Source organism: Streptomyces spongiae (assembly GCF_009377185.1).
In the GTDB taxonomy this organism is placed as follows: Bacteria; Actinomycetota; Actinomycetes; order Streptomycetales; family Streptomycetaceae; genus Streptomyces; species Streptomyces spongiae.
The window spans coordinates 1-4,138 of record NZ_VJZC01000752.1 but is presented as its reverse complement, the minus strand read 5'-3'; the positions used below and the strand labels follow the sequence as shown (position 1 = coordinate 4,138).

Below are 4,138 nucleotides of genomic sequence, written 5' to 3'. Positions count from 1 at the left end.
GGGTAGGGGCGGCGGGGGCGAAAAAGGGGTTCGGCTCTGGCTCGTTCGCTGGAAGGCCAAGGCCGGAATGTCAGTCCTCCCCACTACTCTCGGTCGCATGGCACTGACTACGTCCGCGGACGCCCCGCTGCCCGTCGGCGAGGTGTCGCGGCTCATCGGGGGATGGATCGACCGGCTCGGTGCGGTGTGGGTCGAGGGGCAGATCACCCAGTTGTCGCGGCGCCCGGGCGCGGGTGTCGTCTTCATGACGCTGCGCGACCCGTCGCACGACATCTCCGTGAGCGTCACCTGCTACCGGCAGGTGTTCGACGCGATCGCCGACGTCGTGAGCGAGGGCGCGCGCGTCGTGGTGCACGCGAAGCCGGAGTGGTACGCGCCGCGGGGGCAGCTCTCGCTGCGCGCCGCCGAGATAAGGCCCGTGGGTGTCGGTGAACTGCTCGCCCGGCTGGAGCAGCTGAAGAAGTCCCTCGCCGCGGAGGGGCTGTTCGCTCCCGAGCGCAAGAAGCCCCTGCCCTTCCTGCCGCAGCTCGTCGGACTCGTCTGCGGGCGTGCCTCGGCCGCCGAGCGGGACGTCCTCGAGAACGCCCGGCACCGCTGGCCGGCCGTCCGCTTCGAGGTGCGCAACGTCGCGGTGCAGGGCGTGCACGCCGTGCCGCAGGTCGTGCAGGCGGTCAAGGAGCTGGACGCACTCGACGACGTGGACGTGATCATCGTCGCGCGGGGCGGCGGCAGCGTGGAGGATCTGCTGCCCTTCTCCGACGAGCAGCTCATCAGGACCGTGGCGTCCTGCCGTACGCCGGTGGTGTCGGCCATCGGGCACGAGCCGGACAACCCGCTGCTGGACCACGTGGCCGACCTGCGCGCGTCCACGCCGACCGACGCCGCCAAGAAGGTCGTACCGGACGTCGGCGAGGAGTACGAGCGGGTGCGCTGGCTGCGGGACCGCGGGCGGCGTTGCGTCGAGGCGTTCATGGAGCGTGAGGAGCGGGGCCTGGCGCACGCCCTGGCCCGCCCCTCGATGGAGGACCCGCACCGCATGGTGGACGAGAGGGCGGACCAGGTCGACGCGCTGCTCGACCGCGGCCGCCGCTGCTTCCGCCACCAGCTCGACCGCGCCGACTCGGAGCTGACGCACACCCACGCGCGCGTGGTGGCCCTCTCCCCCGCCGCGACCCTGAAGCGGGGGTACGCGGTGCTGCAGAAGCCCGACGGCCATGTCGTGCGTGCCCCGGAGGAGGTCGCGGAGGGCGAGTTGCTGCGGGCCCGGGTGGCCGAGGGCGAGTTCTCCGTACGAGTCGACACATAGGGTGGGGCTATGACCAGCAGCAACACGAGCGAGACCGCCGAGCCGCTCGGGTACGAGCAGGCGCGTGACGAGCTGATCGAGGTCGTCCGCCGTCTGGAGGCGGGGGGTACGTCCTTGGAGGAGTCCCTCGCCCTGTGGGAGCGCGGCGAGGAGCTGGCCAAGGTGTGCCGACGCTGGCTGGACGGGGCACGGCGACGGCTGGACGCGGCGTTGGCCGAGGAGGAGGGGCCGGAGTCGGAGGCAGGTTCGGAGGGCGTCGGCGCGGAGTGACCGGCGCCGTCGGCTGCCGGGCGCACCACCTCAGAGGGCTGTGAAGCCGATCACTCAGCCCCAGGCTTTGTTGAACGTTGAACTTCTCTCGCGTACCGTCGGAGACGTCCGCCGACAACGGGACCCTACGGACGCCCAAGCCCTACGCACATCCAAGAGAGTTCACGTATGTCCCTCGTTCTTGACCCCGCTGCCCAGGACCTGCTCTTCCGCGAGGCCCGCACCGCGAACACGTTCACCGACGAGCCGGTGACCGACGAGCAGGTGCAGGCGATCTACGACCTGGTCAAGTACGGTCCGACCGCCTTCAACCAGACGCCGCTGCGCATCACCCTGGTCCGCTCCTCCGAGGCCCGCGAACGCCTGATCCCGCACATGTCCGGAGGCAACCAGGCGAAGACCGCCTCCGCCCCGCTGGTCGCGATCCTCTCCGCGGACAACGAGTTCCACGAGGAGCTGCCGACCCTCCTCCCTGCCATGCCGCAGATCAAGGACCTCTTCTTCGCCGAGCGCCCGGCCCGCGAGGGTTCCGCCGCGTTCAACGCCGCTCTCCAGGCCGCGTACTTCATCGTCGGCATCCGCGCCGCCGGCCTCGCCGCCGGCCCGATGACCGGCTACGACGCCGAGGGCGTGCGCAAGGAGTTCCTGGACGACGACCACACGCCGCTGATGGTCGTCAACATCGGCAAGCCCGGCGAGGACGCCTTCCGCCCGCGCTCGCCGCGCCTGGGCTTCGACGAGGTCGTGACCACGGTCTGATCCTCGCGTCCCACACCGTCGGGCCCCGGCGCGTCCCACCACCCGCCGTGTCCTGCACCCGCTGTGTCGTGGGCTACTCCGCCGTCTTGAGCGCCTCCGCCATCGTCGTCAGCTGGGCGAGCGGTGCCGACCCGGTCACCACGGTCGTCACGCCGTCACCTTCGAGGACGAGGGCGTCGTAGCGCTCACCCTCGTAGCGCCGCCAGACCTGGTCGCCGATCTTCCGGGTGGACTTCGTCTCCTCGGCGCCCTGGGTTGCGTCGTCGATGAAGGTGGACGGTTTCTGAGCGGACTGCTCGATCGCCACGTACTGACCTTCGGGGTCGTGGAAACCGAGGTGCCAGGCGTCGAAGTCGTCGCCCTGGAAGCGGACCGAGGTCGCCTTCCAGCTCTTGGGCAGGCCCTCGGGCGCGGCCACCGGGTAGGACGCCGCACGGCGCGCCGTCAGGAGTTCGACGCGGTAGTCGACCCGCTTGAGCGGGGGCGGGGAGTCGTCATGGGGAACGAAGAGATAGATGACTCCGGCCGCCAGAACACTGACCCCGAGGGAGAGGACCATGTTGCGGACCGTCTGCTTGCTGTTCCTACCTGCCACGCCCTCATCGTCGCAGGTGCACCGGTCTGCTCATCCGTGGGGTCCCCTGCTCGTTTTGTCGGTCTGGCGATAGAGTCAAGTCGAACCCTCATCCGGCCGTCGTCGTATCAGGAAGGTGCGCTCCGATGACCGAGAACCACCATCTGCCGTCAGAACTCGAGGTCCCGTCCGAGGCCCCCGACCGCAACCTCGCTCTGGAACTCGTACGCGTCACCGAGGCCGCCGCCATGGCCGCCGGCCGCTGGGTCGGCCGCGGGGACAAGAACGGCGCCGACGGTGCCGCCGTACGCGCCATGCGCACCCTCGTCTCCACCGTGTCGATGAACGGCGTCGTCGTCATCGGTGAGGGCGAGAAGGACGAGGCCCCGATGCTCTTCAACGGGGAGCGTGTCGGCGACGGCACCGGCCCCGAGTGCGACATCGCCGTGGACCCGATCGACGGGACGACGCTGACGGCGAAGGGCATGACGAACGCGATCGCCGTGCTCGCGGCCGCCGACCGGGGCACCATGTTCGACCCGTCGGCCGTCTTCTACATGGACAAGCTGGTCACCGGGCCGGAGGCCGCCGACTTCGTCGACATCAACGCGCCCGTGTCCGTCAACATCCGGCGGGTCGCCAAGGCCAAGCGGTCCACGCCCGAGGACGTCACGGTCGTCATCCTCGACCGGCCGCGCCACGAGGGTCTCATCGACGAGATCCGGGAGACCGGCGCGCGCATCAAGCTGATCTCCGACGGCGACGTCGCGGGCTCGATCCTGGCGCTGCGCGAGAACACCGGCATCGACCTGCTGCTCGGTGTCGGCGGTACGCCCGAAGGCATCATCTCGGCCTGCGCGGTCAAGTGCCTCGGCGGCACCATCCAGGGCAAGCTGTGGCCGAAGGACGACGAGGAGAGGCAGCGGGCCATCGACGCGGGCCACGACCTCGACCGTGTGCTGACCACCGACGACCTGGTCTCCGGTGAGAACGTCTTCTTCGTGGCCACCGGCATCACCGACGGCGAGCTGATGCGGGGTGTGCGGTACCGGGCGGAGACCGCCACGACCGACTCGATCGTCATGCGGTCGAAGTCCGGGACGGTGCGGCGTATCGACTCCACGCATCGGTTGAGCAAGTTGCGGGCGTACAGCTCTATCGACTTCGAGCGAGCGAAGTAGCTCCGCCGGTTGGGGGGTGGGGGTGCGGGTTGTGGATCAGTGCGGGTG

Annotated in this window: 5 protein-coding genes; 4 read left to right on the top strand and 1 reads right to left on the bottom strand. The window is 70.0% G+C overall.

Annotated elements, in window-relative coordinates:
* The first annotated feature begins 97 nt into the window (after positions 1–97).
* From xseA to FNH08_RS46020, 3 genes are all read left to right on the top strand, one after another.
* Positions 98–1,306, top strand: a complete 1,209-nt coding sequence (xseA, locus tag FNH08_RS46030; protein ID WP_152777649.1) for an exodeoxyribonuclease VII large subunit — start codon at positions 98–100, stop codon at positions 1,304–1,306.
* A 9-nt stretch (positions 1,307–1,315) separates the two neighbouring features.
* Positions 1,316–1,576: an exodeoxyribonuclease VII small subunit gene (locus FNH08_RS46025; RefSeq protein ID WP_152777647.1), complete on the top strand. Its 261-nt coding sequence runs from the start codon at positions 1,316–1,318 to the stop codon at positions 1,574–1,576.
* 168 nt (positions 1,577–1,744) lie between these two features.
* Complete coding sequence (locus tag FNH08_RS46020; RefSeq protein ID WP_152777645.1) at positions 1,745–2,335, top strand: malonic semialdehyde reductase; 591 nt, start codon at positions 1,745–1,747, stop codon at positions 2,333–2,335.
* 73 nt (positions 2,336–2,408) lie between these two features.
* Here the strand turns inward: FNH08_RS46020 and FNH08_RS46015 are convergent, their stop codons facing one another.
* Entirely contained in the window at positions 2,409–2,930 is a 522-nt protein-coding gene (locus FNH08_RS46015) for a DUF4245 domain-containing protein (protein WP_322726523.1), read from the bottom strand.
* A 125-nt stretch (positions 2,931–3,055) separates the two neighbouring features.
* Here FNH08_RS46015 and glpX point away from each other — a divergent pair, with 125 nt between their 5' ends.
* Positions 3,056–4,090 carry a class II fructose-bisphosphatase gene (gene glpX / locus FNH08_RS46010; protein ID WP_152777643.1) on the top strand — a complete coding sequence of 345 codons (1,035 nt, stop codon included), beginning with the start codon at positions 3,056–3,058 and terminating at the stop codon, positions 4,088–4,090.
* The last annotated feature ends 48 nt before the right edge of the window (positions 4,091–4,138 follow it).